The organism is Kitasatospora sp. NPDC002040 (genome assembly GCF_040296785.1).
GTDB lineage: Bacteria > Actinomycetota > Actinomycetes > Streptomycetales > Streptomycetaceae > Kitasatospora.
The window spans coordinates 436,291-455,132 of the sequence record NZ_JBEOXV010000004.1 but is presented as its reverse complement, the minus strand read 5'-3'; the positions used below and the strand labels follow the sequence as shown (position 1 = coordinate 455,132).

Genomic DNA, 18,842 nt, shown 5'->3' with positions numbered 1-18,842 from the left:
ACTATCTCTCCGACCATGGGGTGAGAGCGGCGGCGACCCGGTCCGGGGTCAGGTCGGGGGATGATCCCCAGAGCGGGCGGGCGGCATTCAGCTTCCCTGCCAGTCGGGTGACGAGGAAGTCGTGCTGTGCCGGCGATGCGGTGCCGAGCTGCTGGGAGTAGCGAACGGTGTCGACGATCGCCGACTTGATCCGTTCGTGGGCCAGGTAGAGGTCGAGGTCGGCGAGTGGACCGGTGGTCGACTCCGCGGGCAGGCGCTCCCGCCACTGGCGGGTCAGCTCGGCCCGCTGGTCGAGCGGGTAGTCCATCTTGTGGAGGTGGATCCCGAACTCGTACAAGGGGTCGCCCCACAGGGCCAGTTCCCAGTCGAGGAACCAGGTGGTGGCGTCCCGCACGATCATGTTCTTGCGGTGCAGGTCCGCATGCAGCAGTGCGAAGGGCCGGGAGGTGAGGCCGTCCCAGAGCGGTTCGACCACGGCCAGCGGCTCCTCCGGGATGCCGAAGCCGGCGAACACCTCCCGGTACTCCGCCAGGTGCTTGCGGTGGATCCGGTCGGTGAGACCGGAGAGCACGCGGCCGAAGCCCGGGCTGTCGCCCGAGACCGGCCAGTCCGGCGGCAGCGCGGGCGCCTTCTCCTGCGGCACCCGGACCAACCGCTCCAGCAGTGCCACGATGTCCGTCAGCACATGCGCGGGGACCGAGCTGCCGCGCGGCGAGAAGGCGTCGAGGACCCGCCCCTCGATGAAGTGGTGGACCTGGAACCTGGGGTGCTCACTCACGTGCCGCAGCTCGGGTACCCGGCCGACATAGGGGCTGATGCAGGCGAGCACCTGCTCCTCGGGCCAGAGCCGGACATCCATGGCGTCCGCGGCAGCCAGCGGGATGCGGACGTTGACCTTGCCCTCGGGGGTCGGCACCCCGACGTTGCGGTTGTAGTAACCGGCGGCCGCCTCCGCCCCCAGCGCCTGTTCGTAGAGACCCAGCCAGGTCATGCGGTCACCTCGAGAAACATCGACAGCAGGTCCTCGGTCCGGCGGTTCAGTTCTTCGGGGCTGCCGAGCGGCCGGAGCAGCGGCCGGGCCCGTTCGGCCGCGGCCGCGAATTCCGGTGACCCCAGTCCGAGCCGCTCGGTCGCACGGTGGATGGCCAGCACGAGGGAGGGGTAGACCTGGCAGGCCTCGAACTCCTGCGCGGCGTGCAGCAGCAGGTCACGGGCGGCTTCCTGCTCGTCGCGGCGCAGCAGCAGGAAGGCCCGGAACATGTCCGCCCGGGCCCGCCCCGACCGGTAGCCGGCCCGGTCGAGTGCGGTGTGCGCGTTGCGGAACGACAGTTCGGCCCGGTCCAGTTGGCCCAACCGGATCTGGGCGATGGCCATCGCGGTGTACGCCTTGCCGATCTCGTGCTGGGCACCGAGATCGCGCTGCACGTCGAGAGCGGCGGTGGCCTCCGCCACAGCTCCCTCGGGATCGGTGAAGGCCAGCAGCTCCGCCCGGTTGGTCCTGATGTTGGCCAGACCCACGACCGAGCCCGCGGCCCGGTACTCCTGCTCGGCCTCCGCCAGCAGCTCGGCCGACCGGTCGAAGTCCATCAGGAAGCGGTGCCCGAGGTGCATCAGCCGCTGGAGGTCGCCCCGGATCACCCGCTCGTGCGGCGCACAGATGCCGTGCACCTCGGTCGCCAGGGCGAAGGCGCCGGCGAAGTCGCCCTGCCACATCCTGATGTCCGCCACGCACAGTCCGGCCGAGGTCCGGGCGGCGCCTGTGTGCTCGTCCCAGACCCGTTCGAAGATGCCCGCCGCGAGGGTGCTCTGGCCCGCGATCCGGCGTGCGTTGGCCGCGGCCAACGCGAGCCGTGCGGCGACGACCGACCGGACGGGGCGGTCGAGTTCAGGGGTCAGCGCGATGGCGGCGGCACTGTCGCCGATCTCCAGCTTCGACTCCGCCTCCAGGCAGTCGGCAGCATCCCGGATGTCCGGTAGTACGGCGTTGGCCGGATCGGTGTCGGTGGCGGCGGCCAGGTAGTCGCGAAGGTCCTTGACCATGCCGTCCACCGCCTGACGGCCACTCATCAGTACGGCGCGGTCGGCATGCCGCTGGATCTCCTCGGGGGAGATGTTCTCCGCGTGCAGCCCATGGTGGACGGCCTCGCGGAGCGGCGATGAGCGGGTCACCCCGGACTGCTCCGTGCCGGCCTCCATCCGGCCGGCCAGCTGCTCCCAGTGCCCGCGCAGGACCGCGTGGACGTGTCGGCGCACGGCAGGGGAGAGGTGCTGCTGGAGCGCGCCGATCATCAGTTGGTGCAGCCGGTACCAGCCGCCGGGCAGCGGATAGGCGAACGAGTAGGAGGTCAGCGACTCCCAGGTGAGCAGGTTGGTGGGCAGGTCGAACGCCCTGCCGATCACTCGGAACACGTCCAGGTCGAAGGTGCGTGCGACGCCGAGCAGTTCCAGGATCCGGACCTCGTCCGGCGCCACGTGCTGCAGGAAGCGCTGGACGATCTCCTCGGCGGTGGCGGCCGCCACCGAGCCGGTGGGGTTCTGCAGGTGGGTGTCCACGGCGAGGTGGAGGTAGAACGGCACCCCGGCGCTGGCGTCGGCGATCGACCGCTGCCGGGGCAGATCGACGATGCCCGCCTGGGCGAGCAGGGCGAGCCGGGCGGGCATCGGCAGCCCCCTGATCAGGATGCTCCGGATCACGGTCGCCCAGTCGCTGTCGTGGGCGGCCCAGGTGAGGGGTTCACGGCTCGCCAGCACCGTGAGGCCGCCGCCCAGTTGACCGAGCAGATCCCGCAGCCAGGCGTCGGAACGCAGGTTCCGCCCTCCTGACAGCGAGGTGGGGGCCATGGCCTCGTACGCGTCCACATGGATGACGTACGGCCGTTCCTCCGCTGACCGCTGCAGGTCCTGGGCGAACAGGTAGGTGACCGCGTGCCCCAGATCAGCGTTGGAGAGGCTGTCCAGTTCCTGGAGGGTCGGATCCGACTCGATCCGGTGCCTGCGCTGACGGTTGGCCACCGCCCGGCCGGTGAGCCGGACCAGCCCGGCCGCCGTCCCGAAGATCGGCAGCCCCATGGCATCGTCGAGGATCTTCGACAGCACCTCGCTCTCCTCGGCGAAGGGCGTGTTCTTCCGGTCCAGCTGCAACTGGGGGTGCACCCGCTGCCACAGGACGGCGTAGGCGATGTCGAAGCGGTCGAACTTGACTCCCTGGGCGCCGAGTTCGCTGCGCAGCACGGCCAGCGCGTCCTCCTGCTGACGCAGCGTCGGCAACTGCAGGTCCAGCCGGGCGGTGCGGTACGTGTCCGGTGTGCGGGTCCGCAGCTCCTGGAGCAGCCGGGACTTCCCGATTCCGCCGACTCCCACGACATTGAGGACGCGTGGTTCCGCGGAGATCCCCCGTAACTCCTCGTCGTGGATCGCGAGCATTTCCTCGCGGTTGAAGAACTGTCGCTGCAGCGCCGAAACCCGGCGATAGCGCGGCTTGATGGGCAAGATGATCCCCCTCAACTACCCAGCACGGTGCGGTCACGAGGCTACCCATCGCGGTGCCGCCGGGAACAGGGGATTCGGGTGCGCATGATGGCCCGTCCGGGTCGTGTGCGCCGGTGCTGCGCTGCGTCGGAGCCGGACCCGGGCGTACCGGACCTAGCCTGCGGGGATGGTCTCCGATCCTCCGTCAGCCGTCCCGCCGTCCGTGCGGACCACTGCCCTGCGCCTCGGCGCCGCCTGTGTCGGAGCTGCGCCTGCGGTGGTGCTGCGGTTGGGCGGGGTGCATCCGGAGCCGGTGGTGGGGATGGCGGTGTTCGGGCTGGGGGTGCTGTCGGCGGCGCTGCTGCTGATGTGGGCGGCGGAGACGGCGCGGGCGGACATCGCCGGGCCGCTGGCGCTGGCGCTGCTGGCGTTCATCGCGGTGCTGCCGGAGTACGCGGTGGACCTGTGGTTCGCGTACACGGCCGGGACCAGGCCGGAGTACGCGGCGTACGCGGCGGCCAACATGACCGGCGCGAACAGGTTGCTGGTGGGCGTGGGGTGGCCGTTGGTGGCGCTGGCGGCGTACTTCGCGGCGCGGCGTGCGGGCGTGCGCCCCGGGGTGGGGTTGCGGGAGCACCGGCGGATCGATGTGGCGTTCCTCGGGGCGGCGGCGCTGTTCGCCTTCGTGATGCCGCTGACCAGGGAGATCTCCTGGACGGTGGCCGTGGTGCTGATCGCCTGGTACGCCTACTACCTGTTCCGGATCGGGCGGTGCAGCGAGACCGACGAGGAGGAGATGATCGGGGTTCCGGCCCGGCTGGCCCAACTGCCCACCACGAAACGGCGGATGACGACCGTGCTGGTGTTCGCGGTGGCGGCCGGGGTGGTGTTCGCCTGCGCGGAGCCGTTCGCGACCGCGCTGGTGGACGCCGGGGCCTCGCTCGGGATCGACCGGTTCCTGCTGGTGCAGTGGCTGGCGCCGCTGGCCTCGGAGGCACCGGAGCTGATCGTGGCGGTGGTGTTCGCGTGGCGGCTGCGCGGCGACGACGGGCTCGGTGCGCTGCTCTCCAGCAAGGTGAACCAGTGGACGCTGCTGATCGCCTGCCTGCCGCTGGCGTACGCGGCGGGCGGCGGCAGCTGGGCGCTGCCGCTGGTCGAGCGGCAGGTGGACGAGGTGATGCTGACGGCGGCCCAGACGGTGCTCGCCGTCGTGCTGCTGCTGGACCTGCGCTTCCTGCCGTGGAAGGCGGGGCTGCTGTTCGGCCTGTTCGTGGTGCAGTTCGTGCTGCCGGGGGAGGGTGCCCGGCTGATGCTGAGCTACGTCTACCTGGGGCTGGCGGTCGTCCTGCTCACCCGGTACTGGCGTGAACTCGCCCCGACCACCCGGGCCCTGGCCGGCCTGGTCGAGGGCGACCGGCACTGACCCGGGCGAGCGGGTGACCGGTCCGGTGGCTGAACTTCGCCGGTGCTGGGTAGGAGACCGGCAGCAGCATCTCGGGCGTGGACGGAGAGTGCGGGGGAGTGCGGGGGCTGGAATGCGCCCTTGTTGTGCTAGCACATCGGCGCTAGCGTGAAGCATGGCCAAAAAGCAGCTGAACGTCAGGGTGGATGCCACGACCGCCGAGATCGCCCGTGAGCGGGCCGAGCAGCAGGGGATCAGCATGAACCAGTACATCGAACGACTGGTACAGCAGGACATGGGCGAGGCCGGGCGACTGTTCGTCGACACCGCCGCGCAGTTCATGAAGGAGTACGAGACCGCCTTCCTCGCCGAGTTCGAGCGCGGGGCCGAGCTGCAGGACGTGCGCCGTTGAAACTTGAGGTAGACCTGTCCTGGCTGCTCATGACAGCCGAGCAGTACACCCCGGGCGACCCGCAGGTGACCGACTACGGATCGCTGCTCGCCTCGGTTGCCCGGCACCAGGCCGAGATCTTCGACATCGCCGTCTACCCCGAGCCGCAGGACCGAGCCGCGGCCCTGATGCACCAGCTGATCCGCGTCCCGGCCCTGGAGCGGACCAACGAGCTCTTCGCGACCGCCGTCGCCTACTCCTACCTGGTGGCCAGCGGCTGCACCGTCGCCACCACCGCCCGTGAGGTACGCAGCCTGGCCCGGGCCATCCGCGAGGGCAAGCTCAGCGTCAGCGGAGTCGCCGAGCGGCTGGGCGGCTGGATCGTCGACGACCCCGAGGACGAGGAGGTCAGCGGGGACGACGACGGCGAAGAGGGCGAAGCGGATTGAGTAGCCTGGTGGTCCACCCCCACACCGGCGAGGACCATCCACGTTGCTGCAGGACATCGAGCGCTACTTGGCCTGCCCGCACTGTGCCCGGCCGCTGACCCTGGACGGTCGGACCCTGCGCTGTGCGGCAGGCCACAGCTTCGACCAGGCGAAGCAGGGCTACGTCAGCCTGCTCGCCGGCGACGCCCACACCGGCACCGGTGACACCGCCGACATGGTCGCCGCCCGGGGGGACTTCCTGGCCGCAGGCCACTACCGCCCGATCGCCGACGCACTCGCCCACGCCGCGGGCGAGGCCGCCGAGGCGACGGGCGGGTCCGGTGCCGCAACGGGCGGGGCCGGTGGCCTGGTCGCCGACCTGGGGGCGGGCACCGGCTACTACCTGGCCCACGTCCTGGAGCGGACCGGCGGGATCGGGGCGGCCCTCGACATCTCCAAGTTCGCCCTCCGGCGCGCCGCCAAGGCGCATCCGAGAATCGGCGCGGTGGTCTGCGACGCCTGGCGCCCCCTTCCGCTCCTGGACGGCTCCGCCGACCTGCTGCTCAATGTGTTCGCACCGCGCAACGGCCCCGAGATCCGCCGGGTGCTCCGCCCGGGCGGCCGGATGCTGCTGGTCTCGCCGACCTCCCGCCACCTCCGGGAGTTGGTGGACGCGTTGGGGCTGCTCTCGGTGGACGAGGACAAGGACCGCCGCACCGACGAGAAGCTCAGCCCCTGGCTCACCCGGGCCGACCGGACCGAGGTCGAGTTCCAGCTCCGCCTCTCGCACGCCGAGGCCACCGAGGTGGTCGCGATGGGCCCCAACGCCTGGCACACCGACCCGGCCCGGCTCGCCGCCGCGCTGGCCGGGCTGCCCGACCCGGTCGTGGTGACCGGCTCGGTCCAGCTGACCACCTACCACTGACCACCCGGCACTGACCGCCGGTCGCTGGACGGTCGCCAACTCCCTTCCCCCGTCCGGGACTCGTTGGGATGAACATCCGCAGCAGGCACGTTTCGGCAGAGTTGGCGGCGGCTAACGTCCCCCGAGTGACCAGCGAAGTCGTCCGTCCCGCAGCCGTCCGCCCTGTCCTCCGCCCCACCGTGGAGGAGCTGCGCCTCACCTCCTTCAAGTCCTACCGCCGGACCACCTTGCCGCTCTCCCCGCTGACCGTCCTGCACGGCCCCTCGGGCGTCGGCAAGTCGAACGCACTGGACGCGCTGGCCGCCCTCTCCCGGCTCGCCCTCGGCGAGTCGATCGGTCCCTCGCTCGACGGCCTCGGCGGCACCGGCCCGCTCGCGCTGCCGATCCGCGGCGGGCTGCTCGGCTGCGTCCCGCACGGGCGGAACGCGATCATCCTGGGCTGCACCGTCCGCTCCCCGGCCGGGCTGATCCGGCTCGAACTGGTGGTGCGCACCGACGGCCCGGTCCGGGTCGCCCGGGAGTGGCTGACCTGCGCCGGGCAGACCCTGGTGGAGACCGGGGAGCAGGACGTCGCCCACGGCAGGGTCAACGTCACCTGGCACAACGACTCCCGGCAGGGCGACATCCGGGCGCCGTTCCCCAACGACAGCCTGATCACCGCGCAGATCCCGCTCCGGGTGGCGGGCTCCTCGAACGGCGAGCGCCAGGTGCTGGCCGCCGCCGAACAGCTGCTCACCGCCCTGCGCGAGGTCTTCCCGCTGCACCCGGTGCCCGCGCTGATGCGCGACTGGGCCGAGCCCGAGCCGGACGCCCGGCTGGTCGCCTCGGCCGCCAACATCTCCCCGGTGCTGGCCCGGGTGAAGCAGGAGTGCACCCGCCGGTACGGCCGGCTGCTCAAGGCCGTCCAGCAGGCCGCCCCGCACCCGCTGCTCGGCCTCGACGTGGCCCGGCGCGGCCCGGAGGCGAGCGAGCAGTTGCTCGCGGTCTTCGACGAGGGCGTGCTCGGCCGGACCGGCGCGGACCAGGCCTCGGACGGCATGCTGCGCCTGCTCGCCTTCGCCGCCGTCCTGCTCACCGGCGCCGGGGTGCTGGACGTCGACCCGGCCGCCGAGATCCCGTCGGCGCACCGTCAGCTCACCGTGCTGGCCGAGGACCTGGCGGCCGGTCTCGGGGCGGAGCAGATCTCGGCGCTGCTGCGGCTGGCCAGGGAGGTGTGCGAGAAGGAGGACATCCGCCTGCTGGCGGCGGTGCAGGACCCGGCCCCGGCCCGGGAGCCGGGCCTCGGTGCCGAGCTGATCGAGTGCCGGCGCGATCCGGCCAGCGGGCACAGCGTGCTGCGGCCGGAGACGGCCCGGGTGCCGGTGCAGGGAGCCCGGAGCGGGCCCGATGGGGTAGACCTGTAGTCGTGACGGACAAGACCATCGACGAACTCCAGCAGCGGCTCACCGACTTCGCGGCCGCCCGCGGTTGGGAACCCTTCCACACCCCGAAGAACCTGGCGGCGGCGCTCAGCGTGGAGGCGGGCGAACTGCTGGAGATCTTCCAGTGGCTGACGCCGGAGCAGGCGGCGACGGTGATGGCCGACCCGGACAGCGCGCACCGGGTCCGGGACGAGGTCGCCGACGTGCTGGCCTACCTGCTCCAGTTCTGTACGGCGGTCGGGGTGGACCCGGCGGCCGCGCTGGCGGCCAAGATCGAGCGGAACGAGATCCGCTTCCCGGTCTGAGCCGCCGTCCTTCCCTCGTGTGGGTGACGGAAGTTGTCCACAGGGGGTGGGTTGTCCACAGGCCACGGGCTGTTTCCCGCGCACCGATCCGGTCCGCCGCACTCTTGCCGCATGACACACCGTCGGCGACAGCGGTCGGACGGTCGGACGCGAGCGAGGGGAGCGGCGAGGCATGGACGCGCTGCGATTGATCAAGACGGCCCGGCACGCCCTGGCGGAGGCCCGGAGCGTTCCGGACGCGCTGGTGGAGGCCTGGCAGGCGGGGCTGCTCACCGAGGCCGTCGGGGCCGGGATCGCCGAGCGGGAGAGCGGGGAGCTGGCCGCCCTCGGCCAGCTGCTGTGCGACGCGGGCGCGCATGCGGTCAGCTGCCTGGAGCAGCCGGAGCCGGCCGAGGGCGTGGGCGAGACCGCGGACCCGGAGTGGCACCGGGCCGACTGGGCCGGTAACGGCCGGGCCGCCCGGCTGGACGAGCTCGGGGAGCTGGAGCCGGCCCTGACCGAGCTGGGCCTGCTGCTGCACGACATGGCCGAAGCCCTGGTGGTGCTGGCCTGCGGGGCGGACGGGGAGAGCCTCTACTGGCGCTGCATCGACGGCGTGGATGCCGGCTCGGAGTGCAAGGACGTGGTGGTGGAGCTGCTCCGGGCCCTCCGCAGCGAGGCGGCGGCCGAGGGTCCGGACGCGGTGGCGGCGGCAGAGACCGTCGGGCGGACCGCATCGGCTGCGCGGACGGAGTCTTCCGCCGGAGCTGAGGCCGGGGCTGGAGCCGGGGCCGGGGCCGGACCGGCGGGGTGCCAGGGGGTGCCGACCTTGGTCGTACCGCTGGGGCCGCCGGCCACGGCTCGGGGCGGTCAGCCCCGGGCGGAGGATTCGGCCGAGCGGCCGTCCGTCCCACGCTGCTCGCCGGTCCGGTCGGCCGAGGACTGCAGATCGGCGTCCAGCCCGGCGAGGTTGGCGTTCAGGTCGGCGAGCATCTGCTGCATCTGCTCCAGCAGACTTCCGGGGGAGGCGGCCGGGGTGGGCGCGTCCTGCTGCGGTGTAACGGGTGCCTCGGACCAGGGCTCGGACATGAGCGGACCCCTCCAGCTCGGTAGTGCGGTGTGAACCGACGGACGTCGGTGGCAGGCCGCCGCTCGGGCAAGCGGCCCTCCGGGTCCAACGACCTCTGCCGACGTCCGGTCACCGCAGACCACTCGTAGAGGTCCAACACCCGCCTTCGGTCAGTCTCCGGAGTGATCCGGGTTTGCGGCTCGCCCGCCTCCTCGGCTACATGCCCTTCAACTGCCATCGGGACTCACCGGACTCACCGGACACGTCCAGACATGCCGGAGGCGCGGGTCCGGTCGCCTGGTCCCGCGCCTCCCTGGTCCCACCTGTACGACCTGCCCTGACGGGAGATCAGTTGTGCGCGTGCAGCTCCGCGTTGAGCCCGCCCCACGAGCCGGACCGCGCGATGACCTCGACGGCGCCGCTCTGCGAGTTGCGGCGGAACAGCAGGTTGTCCTGGCCGGACAGCTCCACCGCCTTGGCGATCTTCCCGTCCGGAGTGGTGACCCGGGTGCCGGCGGTCACGTACAGACCGGCCTCCACCACGCAGTCGCTGCCCAGCGAGATGCCGATGCCCGCGTTGGCGCCGAGCAGGCAGCGCTCGCCGACCGAGACGACCTGCTTGCCGCCACCGGAGAGGGTGCCCATGATCGAGGCGCCGCCACCGATGTCGCTGTGGTCGCCGACCACGACGCCCGCGCTGATCCGGCCCTCGACCATCGAGGTGCCCAGGGTGCCCGCGTTGAAGTTCACGAAGCCCTCGTGCATCACGGTGGTGCCGACGGCCAGGTGCGCCCCGAGCCGGACTCGGTCCGCGTGCGCGATCCGGACGCCGCTCGGCGCGACGTAGTCGGTCATCCGGGGGAACTTGTCGATCCCGTACACGGCCAGCTGCCCGCCCTGGGCGCGGACGGCGAGCCGGGCCCGCTCGACCTGGTCGACCGGCACCGGGCCGATCGAGGTCCAGGCGACGTTGGCGAGCAGGCCGAAGACGCCGTCCAGGTTCTGGCCGTGCGGCTTGACCAGGCGGTGGCTCAGCAGGTGCAGCCGCAGGTACGCGTCGTGCGCGTCGATCGGCTTCTCGTCCAGCGAGGAGATGGTGGTGCGCACCGCGACCACCTCGACACCCCGGCGGGCATCGGTGCGCAGCGCCTCGGCGGCGCCGGCGCCGAGCGCGGCCTCCGCCTCCTCGGCGGTCAGCCGGACGGTGCCGGCCGGGCCGGGGGCGGCCGCCAGCTCCGGGGCGGGGTACCAGGTGTCGAGGACGGTGCCGTCGGTGGCGATGGTCGCCAGGCCGACGGCCACGGCACCACTTGCGAGGGAGGAGGTTTCAGCAGTCACATCGAGCACGTTAACGAATCACCCCCCGGGCTGACGAACACGCTCACCGTGCGGACAGTGCACCACCCCTCACCTCGGGGAAAACCCGATGTCCCCCTCACCCCGCTCTGGGCAATACTCGGACGGGTGTTCATCTCGATCTCCACCACAGGCACGGCCGAACGCCCGGCTTCCGACCTGGGCTTCCTGCTCCACAAGCACCCCGACAAGGTGCAGCAGTTCTCCACCTCGCACGGCACGGCCCACGTCTTCTATCCGGAGACCGGTGTCGAGTCCTGCACGGCGGCGATGCTGCTGGACATCGACCCGATCGCACTGGTCCGCAAGGGCCGGGGCAAGGGCCGCGGGGGCTCCCCCGACTTCGCGCTGGCGCAGTACGTCAACGATCGCCCCTACGCAGCCTCCTCGCTGCTCGCGGTGGCGTTGCGGACGGTGTTCCGGACGGCGATGAAGGGGGTCTGCGAGCTCCGCCCCGGTCTCGCGGAGCAGCCGCAGCCCCTGCGGATCTCGCTGCCTGCGGTGCCCGCCAACGGAGCGGGCGAGGAGGGCGGCCCCGGCATGGTGCGGCGGCTGTTCGAGCCGCTGGGCTGGCAGGTCAAGGCCGAGGCGATCCCGCTGGACGAGTCCTTCCCCGAGTGGGGCGACTCCCGCTACGTCCGGGTGGAGCTCTCGGCCGAGCTCCGGCTGGCCGACGCCCTGCAGCAGCTCTACATCCTGCTGCCGGTGATGGACGGGGCCAAGCACTACTGGGTCGCGCCCGACGAGGTCGACAAGCTGCTCGCGGCAGGGGAGGGCTGGCTCGGGGCGCACCCGGAGCTGGCCCTGATCACCCGTCGGTACCTGGCCCGCCGCTGGTCGCTGACCAGGACGGCGCTGGAGCGGATCGAGCTGGCCCGGCTGGCCGAGGCCGACGACCGCGAGGCCGAGGAGCTGGACAACGCCGTCGACGACGCGCCCGACACCGAGGAGGCGGAGCAGCAGACGGCTTCGTCGGAGCCGACGGAGGACCAGGAGAAGCAGGAGGACCGGGAAGACCAGGAGGCCAAGCCGGTCGGCCTGGCGGTGCTCCGCCGGGAGGCGATCCTGGCCGCGCTGGCCGAGGTCGGCGCCGCCCGGGTGCTGGACCTCGGCTGCGGACAGGGCGAGCTGGTGGCAGCGCTGCTCAAGGACCGCCGGGTCACCGAGGTGCTCGGCGTGGACGTGTCCTCCCGTGCCCTCACCGCCGCCTCCCGCAAGCTCCGGCTGGACCGGATGTCGGAGCGTCAGGCGGCGCGGGTCCGGCTGGTCCAGGGCGCACTGACGTACACCGACGACCGGCTCAAGGGCTACGACGCCGCAGTGCTCTCCGAGGTGATCGAGCACCTCGACCTGCCCCGGCTGCCCGCGCTGGAGTACGCCGTGTTCGGGGCGGCCCGCCCCGGTACCGTCGTGGTGACCACCCCGAACGTCGAGTACAACGTCCGCTGGGAGACCCTCCCGGCCGGGCACGTCCGGCACAGCGACCACCGCTTCGAGTGGTCCAGGGCGGAGTTCCTGGCCTGGGCCGAGCGGATTGCGGCCGATTACGGGTACGCCGTCACCGTCCGCCCGGTCGGCCCGCTGGACGAGCAGGTCGGCTCGCCGACCCAGCTCGCCCTGTTCCGCCGCACCCCGGAAGGCCGCACCGACCGGACCGCGAGCCGCACCGGCACCACCGAGACCGGCACCACCGAGACCGTCACCACCGAAGGGAGCGCAGCCCGATGACCGCCGACACCGATACCGGCACCCCGTCCGAGCGCCCGTCCACCCGCTCCCTTCCCGTCACCGACGTCTCGCTGGTCGTCCTGATCGGCACCAGCGGCGCTGGCAAGTCCACCTTCGCCCGCCGCCACTTCCGCCCGACCGAGGTGGTCTCCTCCGACTTCTGCCGGGGCCTGGTCGCCGACGACGAGAACGACCAGTCGGCCTCGGCCGACGCCTTCGACGTGCTGCACTACATCGTCGGCAAGCGCCTGGCGGCCGGCCGGCGCACCGTGGTGGACGCCACCAACGTCCAGCCGGAGAGCCGCAAGCAGCTGATCAAGCTGGCCCGTGACCACGACGTGCTGCCGATCGCGATCGTGCTCGACCTCCCGCAGGAGGTCTGCGCCGAGCGGAACCGGGCCAGGGCGGACCGCCAGTTCGGGGCCCACGTGATCCCCCGTCAGCACCGCGAGCTGCGCCGTTCGCTGCGCGGCCTGGAGCGCGAGGGATTCCGCAAGGTGCACGTGCTGCGCGGCGAGGCCGAGGTGGCCGCCGCCGAGGTGGTCACCGAGAAGCGCTACAACGACCTGCGCGAGCTCACCGGCCCGTTCGACATCGTCGGCGACATCCACGGCTGCCGGTCCGAGCTGGAGACCCTGCTGGCGACCCTCGGCTACACCCTGGCCAGGGACGAGCAGGGCCGTCCGGTGGACGCCGTGCACCCCGAGGGCCGTACCGCGGTCTTCGTCGGCGACCTGGTCGACCGGGGCCCGGACAGCCCGGGCGTGCTCCGGCTGGTGATGGGCATGGTCGAGGCGGGCCACGCGATCTGCGTGCCCGGCAACCACGAGAACAAGCTCGGCCACTGGATGGACGGCCGCAAGGTCACCATCGCCTACGGCCTCCAGGAGACCATCGACCAGCTGGCCGGGGAGACCGAGGAGTTCCGTACCCGGGTCCGCGCCTTCATGCGCGGCCTGGTCAGCCACTACCTGCTGGACGGCGGCGCCCTGGTGGTCTGCCACGCCGGTCTGCCGGAGAAGTACCACGGCCGGAACTCCGGCCGGGTCCGCTCGCACGCCCTCTACGGCGACACCACCGGTGAGACCGACGAGTACGGTCTGCCGATCCGCTACCCGTGGGCGGAGGAGTACCGGGGCCGGGCCCTGGTGGTCTACGGCCACACTCCGGTGCCGACCGCGAGCTTCGTCAACAACACCGTCTGCCTCGACACCGGCTGCGTCTTCGGCGGCAGCCTGACCGCGCTGCGCTACCCCGAGCGGGAGCTGGTCTCGGTCGAGGCCGAGCAGGAGTGGTACGCGCCGGTCCGCCCGCTGCGCACCGACGCGCCGGGCGCCCGGGAGGGCCGTCCGCTGGACCTCCAGGACGTGGCCGGCCGCCGGATCGTGGAGACGGCCCAGCACGGCCGGGTCTCGATCCGGGAGGAGAACGCGGCCGCCGCGCTGGAGGTGATGAGCCGGTTCGCGCTCGACCCGCGCCTGCTGGCCTACCTGCCGCCGACCATGGCGCCGGTCGACACCTCGCGTCGGCCCGGCTACCTGGAGCACCCGGAGGAGGCCTTCCTGGGCTACCGCAAGGACGGGGTCCAGCAGGTGGTCTGCGAGGAGAAGCACATGGGCTCCCGCGCGGTCGTGCTGGTGGCCCGCACCGGGGCGGCGCTGGAGCGCCGGTTCGGCGTGGCCGGTCCGGGCGCGATCTGGACCAGGACGGGCCGGGCCTTCCTGAACGACGAGGAGCTGACCGGCGCGGTGCTGGACCGGCTCCGCACGGCGGCCGAGCAGGCCGGGCTGTTCGAGGAGCTGGCCACCGACTGGCTGCTGCTGGACGCCGAGCTGATGCCCTGGTCGCTGAAGGCGGTCGAGTTGCTGCGGCGTCAGTACGCGGCCGTCGGTGCGGCGGCCGGTGCCGCCCTGCCGGAGGTGCTCTCCGCGCTGGACCGCGGCGCCGCCCGCGGTCTGCCGCTCGGCGAGCTGATCGGCCGTCAGCGGCAGCGGGCGGCGGATGCCGAGGCGTTCACGGTCGCCTACCGGCGCTACTGCTGGCCGACCGAGGGTCTGACGGGTCTTCGGCTGGCCCCGTTCCAGGTGCTGGCCGCCGAGGGGGCGAACCTCGCGGTCCGCTCGCACGACGAGCACCTCGCCTGGATCGACCGGCTGGTGGCGGCGGACGACCCGTCCGCACCGATCCTGCACCGCACGGGCCGCCTGCTGGTCGACACCTCCGACGAGGCGTCGGTCGCGGCCGGTGTCGCCTGGTGGGAGGAGCTGACCGCCGCCGGCGGCGAGGGCATGGTGGTCAAGCCGCTGGCCTCGCTGGTCCGGGGCAGCACGAGCGGCCGGGGGAACCTGGTCCAGCCCGGGGTGAAGGTCCGCGGCCGGGAGTACCTGCGGATCATCTACGGCCCGGACTACACCGAGCACCTGGACCAGCTGCGCCAGCGCTTCCTGGGCCACAAGCGCTCGCTCGCCCTGCGCGAGTACGCCCTCGGCCTGGAGGCGCTGGACCGGCTGGCCGGTGGCGAGCCGCTCTGGCGGGTGCACGAGGCGGTCTTCGCCGTCCTCGCCCTGGAGTCGGAGCCGGTCGACCCCCGGCTCTGACGCAGGCCCACCTCCGACGCCGGCCCGGTTCCGACCCGAGCCTGGATCGCGGCGGGCCACCCTTCCCCGACGGGCGGGTGGCCCGCCGCGCCCGCCCCTTGCTGCATAAGAATGTCAGGAGTCGTATACACTTCCCGTCTCACTGTCCCACCGTCCCCGCAACCCAGGAGCCCGGCATGGCCTTCAACCTCCGGAACCGGCACTTCCTCAAGGAGCTGGACTTCACCGCGCAGGAGTTCCGCTTCCTGCTCGACCTGTCCGCCCAGCTCAAGGCCGCGAAGTACGCGGGGACCGAGCAGCCCCGACTGACCGGCAAGAACATCGCGCTGGTCTTCGAGAAGACGTCCACCCGCACCCGCTGCGCGTTCGAGGTGGCCGCCCACGACCAGGGTGCCAGCACCACCTACCTGGACCCGTCCGGCTCGCAGCTCGGCCACAAGGAGTCCATCAAGGACACCGCCCGGGTGCTCGGCCGGATGTTCGACGGCATCCAGTACCGGGGCCACGGCCAGGTGCTGGTGGAGGAGCTGGCCGCGCACGCGGGCGTGCCGGTCTGGAACGGCCTGACCGACGAGTGGCACCCCACCCAGGCGCTGGCCGACATCCTGACCATCATCGAGCACAGCACCAAGCCGCTGGAGGAGACCACCCTGGTCTACCTCGGCGACGCCCGCTACAACATGGGCAACTCACTGGTCGTCACCGGCGCCCTGCTCGGCATGGACATCCGGATCGTCGCGCCGAAGCAGCTCTGGCCCTGCCCGGACGTGCAGAAGGCAGCCCAGGCGCTGGCCGAGACCAGTGGCGCCCGGATCACCTACACCGAGGACGTGGCCGCGGGCGTGGCCGGGGCCGACTTCCTCTACACCGACGTCTGGGTCTCGATGGGCGAGCCCAAGGACGTCTGGGTCGAGCGGATCGAGCTGCTGAAGCCCTATCAGGTCTCGATGGAGACCGTCCGCGCGACCGGGAACCCGGCGGTGAAGTTCCTGCACTGCCTGCCGGCCTTCCACGACCTGGGCACCGCGGTCGGCCGCCAGATCCACGAGGCGACCGGCATGAGCGAGCTCGAAGTCACCGACGAGGTCTTCGAATCCGTCCACTCGGTGGTCTTCGACCAGTCCGAGAACCGCCTCCACACCATCAAGGCGGTGCTGGTCGCGACCCTGGGGTCCTGATCCTGAGGAGCGCTCAGAAGTCCACGTTGACGCAGCCGACGCGCTGCGCCAGCGCGTGCCCCTGCCCGTCCGCTCCGGCGTGCAGCACCAGCGACCCGGCCTCCCCGGCCCGGAACTCCCAGTCCACGGTGGTGCTCGCGGCGGCATGGCCTTGCCGGTCGGTGGCCAGCGTCAGCCGGACCTCGTTGCGGTCGTTGGCGTAGGCCGGGTCGGTGGAGGGCTGCACCGGGTCCGGCCGGTCCTGGTAGTGCAGGCCCGAGTCCGCCGGGGCGGTCCCGCAGGCGCGCGCGTGCGCGTGCACGGGGTAGAGGTGATCGGGCGTCAGCCCGTCCACCGTCATCGACACGGTGGTGCGCCCCTCCGCCCGCTGCACCACGACCCGGACGCCGGCACCGTACGGGACGGCGTCCGGCGCGAAGCTGACGGCCGTGGCCGGCACGATGCCGTCCGTCCGGTCGAAGGCGGCCTCCACCGTGCTGACCGGCGGGAGCAGCGGATGCAGCAGGGCGAGGGCCAGGACGGGGGCGGCGTACATGGGCGGGCCTTTCCGGAGTGGGTGCGCAGCCCCAAGCTGTCAGGTCCGTCCGGCGCCCGGCATGCCCCGGCCACGCAAGTCACCCGTACGAGACCCGGTGGGTCACCCCACCGGGCCGATGCCCCGGATCTCGCACCGGGGCCCGGTGGCCCGCATCAGCCGCAGATCCGCCGTCACCAGCGGCACCCCGAGCTGCTCGGCGACGGCCACGTACGCGGCGTCGTCCGGCGTCAGGTTGTCCTTGAGCTCCCAGACCCGCCCGAGCAGCGGGGCGACCGAGACCTTGCGGATCGCCAGCCCGGGCAGTTCGGCGGCCAGTTCGCCCACCCGCTCGGCCGATACCTCCCGGGCCAGGTACAGCCCGCGCAGGGACTGCATGACCTCGATCAGCACGTGCTCCGGTGCGGCCCACTCCTGATCGGCCGCCAGCTCGGCCCGGGCGGCGTCGCCCCGGGGTCCCTGGTCGGCCAGCGCCAGCACCAGCGCGGAAGCATCGACGACGATCACGGGTGACTCCCAACAGACGGACCGGCCCGGCGGACCTCGCACACCGTAGCCTGACGGGCCGCCAGGAAGGGATGCCGGGGCCGCCGGGGCTGGGGCCGGGCCCCACCGGATCCGCCGGGCTCCGAACGGTGCCTCAGGGGGCCTTCGGGCTGATCGTCGCGCGGCCGTCGGTGTAGGGCGTGATCTCGGCCGCCGCCCGGGCGGCCTGTGCCGCGGTGATCCGGGCCTGCCAGGCCGGGCTGAGCACGAGGGCCTCCAGCTGCTCCGTGGTCAGCGGCGGCTCCGCCCGGAGCACCTTCTCGTGCCCGCTGTCCATCAGGCTCTCGGTGGCGGCGGTGATCCGCACGCCGTCGGCCCGCAGGACGTCGGCACCGCGGTTCACCTGCCCCCGGACCAGTGACTGCCACACCAGCAGCCTGCTGCCGTCCGGCCGGACGGTGCTGTGGCAGGTCACGGCGGAGCTGGGGCCGCGATGGGCGCAGTCGTAGAGACCGTCGATGCCCAGGTCGAGCTTGCCGTCCGGGGCGAACTGCGGCGTCACGGTGACCCCGATCGAGGCGGTTCCCGGCCCGCTCCGGTAACTGACCTCCGCCCGGACCTCCGGCTGGGCCTGGCCCGGCAGGCCGTCCCGGCCCACGTACTGGCCGACCGGCATCCCGGCCGGCAGCAGCCCGAGCAGGGTCTGGACGGCGGCCTGCCCGCCGAGCGCCACCTGCTCGGCGGCTGCCGACGCCACCCCCGCCCCCGAGCCCGCCCCCGGCGTCCCCCCGGTCGGGGTCGCCGCCAGCACGGCGCCCCGCTCCGGTGCGGCCATCAGCGCGCCGCCGATCGCCACGGCCGCGACCGCCACCGCGACCGCCGCCACGGCCCCGGCCGTCCCCACCGTCCGCCGCCGGAGCGCCGCCCCGTCCCGGAGTGCCCCGGCGACCAGCGGTCGAAGCTCGGGCGAGGCGTCCCCGACCGCTTCGTCGAACACCTGCTTCAGGTCCATCTGTCATCCCCTCGGAAAGGTCTACACGGCGAGTTGGTCGAGCGGTCCGAGAGCGGCCCGCAGCCGCCCCAGCGCCCGGTGGCTCTGGCTGCGCACGGCTCCGGCGCTGACGCGCAGCTCGGCCGCGGTCTCCTCGACGCTGCGGTCCTCCCAGTACCGGAGCACCAGCACCGCCCGGTCCCTCGGCGGCAGCCGGGCCATGGCCTCGAGCAGGGTGACGCGCAGCGTCGGGTCGCTGTCGGCGGTGGACCGCTCCGGCAGTGCGCCGAGCGAGGGTCGCTCGCCCGACCGCTTGAGCCGGCGGTGGGACAGGAAACAGCGCAGCAGGACGCCGCGCGCGTACGCCTCCGGCGAGTCGGCCCGGCGGACCCGGGCCCAGGAGGCGTAGATCCGTGCCAGCGCGTTCTGGGTGAGGTCCTCCGCCAGATGCCAGTCCCCGCACAGCAGTAGTGCGGTACGGAACAGCGCCCCGCCCCTGGCGTGCGCGAACTCCTCGAACTCCAGCCGGGCCTCCGCCCGTCGCCCGCTTCCGTTCAACTCCGACCCCCTCGCCGGTCCGGCC

17 protein-coding genes are annotated in these 18,842 nt (G+C 72.7%); 10 read left to right on the top strand and 7 right to left on the bottom strand.

Annotated features, from left to right (window positions below; genetic code table 11):
• Position 1: 1 nt before the first annotated feature.
• Together ABT118_RS15160 and ABT118_RS15155 are read right to left on the bottom strand one after the other, a co-directional pair.
• Positions 2-991, bottom strand: coding sequence for a phosphotransferase family protein (locus ABT118_RS15160; RefSeq protein WP_350668520.1), 990 nt, complete (start codon positions 989-991; stop codon positions 2-4).
• On the bottom strand, positions 988-3,489 hold the full coding sequence (locus tag ABT118_RS15155) for a hypothetical protein (protein WP_350668519.1): 2,502 nt from the start codon (positions 3,487-3,489) through the stop codon (positions 988-990). Before ABT118_RS15155 ends, ABT118_RS15160 begins: the two co-directional genes overlap by 4 nt.
• A 166-nt stretch (positions 3,490-3,655) precedes the next feature.
• Between ABT118_RS15155 and ABT118_RS15150 the strand changes: the two genes are divergently transcribed.
• The 7 genes from ABT118_RS15150 to ABT118_RS15120 all read left to right on the top strand — a co-directional run bounded on the left by ABT118_RS15150 (position 3,656) and on the right by ABT118_RS15120 (position 9,442).
• Positions 3,656-4,891, top strand: coding sequence for a calcium:cation antiporter family protein (locus tag ABT118_RS15150; RefSeq protein WP_350668518.1), 1,236 nt, complete (start codon positions 3,656-3,658; stop codon positions 4,889-4,891).
• 154 nt (positions 4,892-5,045) lie between these two features.
• Positions 5,046-5,282, top strand: a complete 237-nt coding sequence (locus ABT118_RS15145; RefSeq protein ID WP_057238448.1) for a toxin-antitoxin system HicB family antitoxin — start codon at positions 5,046-5,048, stop codon at positions 5,280-5,282.
• A complete protein-coding gene (locus tag ABT118_RS15140; protein ID WP_350668516.1) occupies positions 5,279-5,710 on the top strand; it encodes a fic family toxin-antitoxin system, toxin component in 432 nt (143 codons plus the stop codon). The genes ABT118_RS15145 and ABT118_RS15140 overlap by 4 nt, the downstream gene beginning before the upstream one ends.
• A gap of 43 nt (positions 5,711-5,753) precedes the next feature.
• Positions 5,754-6,614 carry a putative RNA methyltransferase gene (locus ABT118_RS15135; RefSeq protein WP_350668515.1) on the top strand — a complete coding sequence of 287 codons (861 nt, stop codon included), beginning with the start codon at positions 5,754-5,756 and terminating at the stop codon, positions 6,612-6,614.
• A gap of 125 nt (positions 6,615-6,739) precedes the next feature.
• Positions 6,740-8,017, top strand: coding sequence for an AAA family ATPase (locus ABT118_RS15130; RefSeq protein WP_350668513.1), 1,278 nt, complete (start codon positions 6,740-6,742; stop codon positions 8,015-8,017).
• 2 nt (positions 8,018-8,019) lie between these two features.
• Positions 8,020-8,340, top strand: a complete 321-nt coding sequence (locus tag ABT118_RS15125) for a nucleotide pyrophosphohydrolase (RefSeq protein WP_350668512.1) — start codon at positions 8,020-8,022, stop codon at positions 8,338-8,340.
• Between the two features lie 172 nt (positions 8,341-8,512).
• Positions 8,513-9,442, top strand: a complete 930-nt coding sequence (locus tag ABT118_RS15120) for a DUF6099 family protein (RefSeq protein ID WP_350668511.1) — start codon at positions 8,513-8,515, stop codon at positions 9,440-9,442.
• 294 nt (positions 9,443-9,736) lie between these two features.
• Here ABT118_RS15120 and dapD read toward each other — a convergent pair whose 3' ends face one another.
• The gene (gene dapD / locus ABT118_RS15115) at positions 9,737-10,726 is read right to left on the bottom strand and encodes a 2,3,4,5-tetrahydropyridine-2,6-dicarboxylate N-succinyltransferase (RefSeq protein WP_502884552.1); all 990 of its coding nucleotides are present in this window, start codon (positions 10,724-10,726) and stop codon (positions 9,737-9,739) included.
• A 126-nt stretch (positions 10,727-10,852) separates the two neighbouring features.
• On the opposite strand from dapD, the gene ABT118_RS15110 reads away from it, so the two are divergent.
• The 3 genes from ABT118_RS15110 (at position 10,853) to argF (ending at position 16,247) form a co-directional block, all read left to right on the top strand.
• Positions 10,853-12,472: a 3' terminal RNA ribose 2'-O-methyltransferase Hen1 gene (locus tag ABT118_RS15110; protein ID WP_350668508.1), complete on the top strand. Its 1,620-nt coding sequence runs from the start codon at positions 10,853-10,855 to the stop codon at positions 12,470-12,472.
• Positions 12,469-15,069 carry a polynucleotide kinase-phosphatase gene (locus ABT118_RS15105; protein WP_350668507.1) on the top strand — a complete coding sequence of 867 codons (2,601 nt, stop codon included), beginning with the start codon at positions 12,469-12,471 and terminating at the stop codon, positions 15,067-15,069. The genes ABT118_RS15110 and ABT118_RS15105 overlap by 4 nt, the downstream gene beginning before the upstream one ends.
• A 176-nt stretch (positions 15,070-15,245) precedes the next feature.
• On the top strand, positions 15,246-16,247 hold the full coding sequence (gene argF, locus ABT118_RS15100) for an ornithine carbamoyltransferase (protein WP_350668506.1): 1,002 nt from the start codon (positions 15,246-15,248) through the stop codon (positions 16,245-16,247).
• Between the two features lie 13 nt (positions 16,248-16,260).
• Here the strand turns inward: argF and ABT118_RS15095 are convergent, their stop codons facing one another.
• From ABT118_RS15095 to ABT118_RS15080, 4 genes are all read right to left on the bottom strand, one after another.
• A complete protein-coding gene (locus ABT118_RS15095) occupies positions 16,261-16,782 on the bottom strand; it encodes a superoxide dismutase family protein (protein ID WP_350668505.1) in 522 nt (173 codons plus the stop codon).
• Positions 16,783-16,884: 102 nt separating this feature from the next.
• A complete protein-coding gene (locus ABT118_RS15090; RefSeq protein WP_350668504.1) occupies positions 16,885-17,289 on the bottom strand; it encodes a type II toxin-antitoxin system VapC family toxin in 405 nt (134 codons plus the stop codon).
• 133 nt (positions 17,290-17,422) lie between these two features.
• On the bottom strand, positions 17,423-18,280 hold the full coding sequence (locus ABT118_RS15085; protein WP_350668503.1) for a hypothetical protein: 858 nt from the start codon (positions 18,278-18,280) through the stop codon (positions 17,423-17,425).
• A gap of 21 nt (positions 18,281-18,301) precedes the next feature.
• Positions 18,302-18,817, bottom strand: a complete 516-nt coding sequence (locus ABT118_RS15080; protein WP_350668502.1) for a SigE family RNA polymerase sigma factor — start codon at positions 18,815-18,817, stop codon at positions 18,302-18,304.
• Positions 18,818-18,842 lie beyond the last annotated feature (25 nt).

What these genes read in the sequence shown, in the direction of transcription:
- ABT118_RS15160 (WP_350668520.1), bottom strand. Translation starts at nt 991, where the DNA reads ATGACCTGGCTGGGTCTCTACGAACAGGCGCTGGGGGCGGAGGCGGCC.
- ABT118_RS15150 (WP_350668518.1), top strand. Translation starts at nt 3,656, where the DNA reads ATGGTCTCCGATCCTCCGTCAGCCGTCCCGCCGTCCGTGCGGACCACT.
- ABT118_RS15145 (WP_057238448.1), top strand. Translation starts at nt 5,046, where the DNA reads ATGGCCAAAAAGCAGCTGAACGTCAGGGTGGATGCCACGACCGCCGAG.
- ABT118_RS15120 (WP_350668511.1), top strand. Translation starts at nt 8,513, where the DNA reads ATGGACGCGCTGCGATTGATCAAGACGGCCCGGCACGCCCTGGCGGAG.
- ABT118_RS15105 (WP_350668507.1), top strand. Translation starts at nt 12,469, where the DNA reads ATGACCGCCGACACCGATACCGGCACCCCGTCCGAGCGCCCGTCCACC.
- argF (WP_350668506.1), top strand. Translation starts at nt 15,246, where the DNA reads ATGGCCTTCAACCTCCGGAACCGGCACTTCCTCAAGGAGCTGGACTTC.
- ABT118_RS15095 (WP_350668505.1), bottom strand. Translation starts at nt 16,782, where the DNA reads ATGTACGCCGCCCCCGTCCTGGCCCTCGCCCTGCTGCATCCGCTGCTC.
- ABT118_RS15085 (WP_350668503.1), bottom strand. Translation starts at nt 18,280, where the DNA reads ATGGACCTGAAGCAGGTGTTCGACGAAGCGGTCGGGGACGCCTCGCCC.